The 2,413-nt window shown below is 41.6% G+C and carries 3 protein-coding genes; 1 reads left to right on the top strand and 2 read right to left on the bottom strand.

What is annotated here, in order from left to right:
- The coding region (locus tag O9323_RS21365; protein ID WP_288125729.1) for a hypothetical protein at window positions 1-191 on the top strand (191 nt) is incomplete at its 5' end.
- Window positions 192-683: 492 nt separating this feature from the next.
- Here O9323_RS21365 and O9323_RS21360 read toward each other — a convergent pair.
- Window positions 684-1,022: a hypothetical protein gene (locus tag O9323_RS21360; RefSeq protein WP_288125728.1), complete on the bottom strand. Its 339-nt coding sequence runs from the start codon at window positions 1,020-1,022 to the stop codon at window positions 684-686.
- 73 nt (window positions 1,023-1,095) lie between these two features.
- Window positions 1,096-2,145, bottom strand: a complete 1,050-nt coding sequence (locus tag O9323_RS21355) for a protein rep (RefSeq protein WP_288125727.1) — start codon at window positions 2,143-2,145, stop codon at window positions 1,096-1,098.
- Window positions 2,146-2,413: the final 268 nt, after the last annotated feature.

Below are 2,413 nucleotides of genomic sequence, written 5' to 3'. Positions count from 1 at the left end.
TAGCTATTTTGAAGATTCAACGTTATCCCTCTATAATCAAGAGAAGGAGAAAAAGTCTGGAATGTACTGGTGGTAAGGCTTTCAGGATTGGGTCCCGTGTAGTGACAACTATAGTCCTCACTCTAGCCTCGGAACGGCCAGAAATCTACTGCATGGATGCAATACTGTACTACTTTTTTGGTTCTATTTAGTTGCATTATCTGAATGATTGCTCATGTATCAACTGTGACACTTTTTTAATTGACATATAATAACTCTGTACTGGTCTTATAACCATTGGTTACAAAATATGACAGGCTGTCATACAGACACAAGGAAACCTGAGAAGGTTCGGACTATGGCGAGTTCTTAAAACTCCCTGCTTACTTACTTCTCAGATTCCTTTGGCAATTGCCTGGGCCTACGTTGCACCGCTGCAGAGCGTATTAATTTCATTATACAAAAAAAGTCCTTTTCTAGCAAAAGTTTTTTTCGGTTTTCTCCCAAGCAATCACCGGGGGGGAGTATAATACTATTATAATCCTAATGCCATAGAGATTATCTCAACTAAACAGAACAATCTCATTAGTTTTGAGGCTATAACTAATGGGATTTTTTATGCTCTGAATGCAGCGCCTTTGGCACTGCAAGGGAAAGGACGACTTCTCAAGAGGCTTCCTTCCGAAAGTCTCTTGAGAACCCGTTTATGATTGAACTTCTAAGTCTTTAGGAGTAACTTTAGAAGTTGACCGCCGGGTAGTAGTTTTAGGTTTAACTTCTAAGGCCTCAATCCGAACTAATAGTTCGTTTACTCGATTGTTTACATAACTGTTTACATCCGATTTTAGTTCATCCATTCTATCCTGAATAAGTTGATTCAAGTTCTTTGTTTCTAACTTGTCAACTGACCCGTCAACAACCCCTAACTGCTTTCTTAATAGTCGTGCTGCTGTCAGGGAGAGAGACTCGCCGGGCTGCTGATTAGATTCTAACAATATCAATTCATCCTCAGAAAGACGGAAGCTGATCGGTGGTTTACTCATAGTTGACATCTCCTGTTTACTGTACACTTACCAGTGTACACACTCTGTCAACTTATGTCAACCCCCTGTTTACTTATCTGTCCACAGTCTCTTTATAAGCATATCTTCTCATTATCTCTCGCCATTCAAAGATGTAATTATATCCTTCCTCGTCTAGGTCTGTTTCCTCCTCGATCTCAGCATTGATTAAATCTTCTGGTTCATCCTCACTTAAGTATTGTTTAAATATGCCCCCTAAAGCTATCGATCTGGTCTTGTGAAGTTGCCGCGTCAATTCAGCTAACCAGTCTTGAGGGGTGACAAACAGGTGATCTTCACCAATTAGATCAGCAGGTTTAACTGAGTATTTTATCGTCTCTAATACCCCTGCTATTATATCATCTATAGGATTGTCAACAGGTCTGTTCTCAGTATTGTTTACAGTAACATCATTATCAGTGTCAACACTCTGTTTACTTTTATGTTTACGGTTTTTAACCCGCTTGACATTGACTATCGGTGTATAATCTACCTTGAGGCATTCTTTCCACATCTTAGTCCAGTTAGCCTGAGATATGTAATTGATGGTAAAATAGTTAGAGTTTACCATCAATAAACAATGAAAGTGAGGGTGAGCCAAGTCCGTCTCACCCCGCGTTACCTCAATACACTTGATCCACCCTAGAGCAGGGAAATTTTTTCGCTTGATCATCTTCAGCCATGAGGCATTCATCCATGCGATCGTCTGTCGCAGATCCTCTAGGCGACAGTTGCGAACGGTCAGGGTCAGGAAGATGAACTGAGCTTTGGGATAATCAGCACAGATTTTTGGTAAGGCTTTAAGGAACCGCGCACGCCACATCATTGACCGTCTCCATTGACACACAGGACACAGCCTGACGCGACAAAACCGGGCGGAATGTAGTTTCAGGTGTGATCCACCTTGATCATCGGATAAAACGCGAAATTCGAGGGACTGGCTGCACTCCCAGATTCTCTTGGAATATTTCTCATAGTCGGCTTGAGTATAAATACTCGCTACCTGCCGGGCCTGTTGTTTATGCTGGTCCCATGGTTTATCTTTAGGAGAAGCATCAGATAGCCACAGAGAACTATCCCCATCTACGACAGGGGTATCGCCCATATTAAATACAATCTTCCTATTTTTAAGGCTATCTAATCAAATTCGAGCGCTGAACCAACAGACTCACTATAGCCTAAAAGTTTCTATGTTGTCAACAAAGTCTCAAGTCCTTATCCCATAAGGTTTATAGCTATTTTGAAGATTCAACGTTATCCCTCTATAATCAAGAGAAGGAGAAAAAGTCTGGAATGTACTGGTGGTAAGGCTTTCAGGATTGGGTCCCGTGTAGTGACAACTATAGTCCTCACTCTAGCCTCGGAACGGCCAG

This window comes from Microcystis sp. LE19-131.1A, assembly GCF_027532015.1.
In the GTDB taxonomy this organism is placed as follows: Bacteria; Cyanobacteriota; Cyanobacteriia; order Cyanobacteriales; family Microcystaceae; genus Microcystis; species Microcystis ichthyoblabe_A.
Note: the sequence above shows the minus strand (reverse complement) of the source record. Positions and strands in the feature narration are given on the sequence as shown.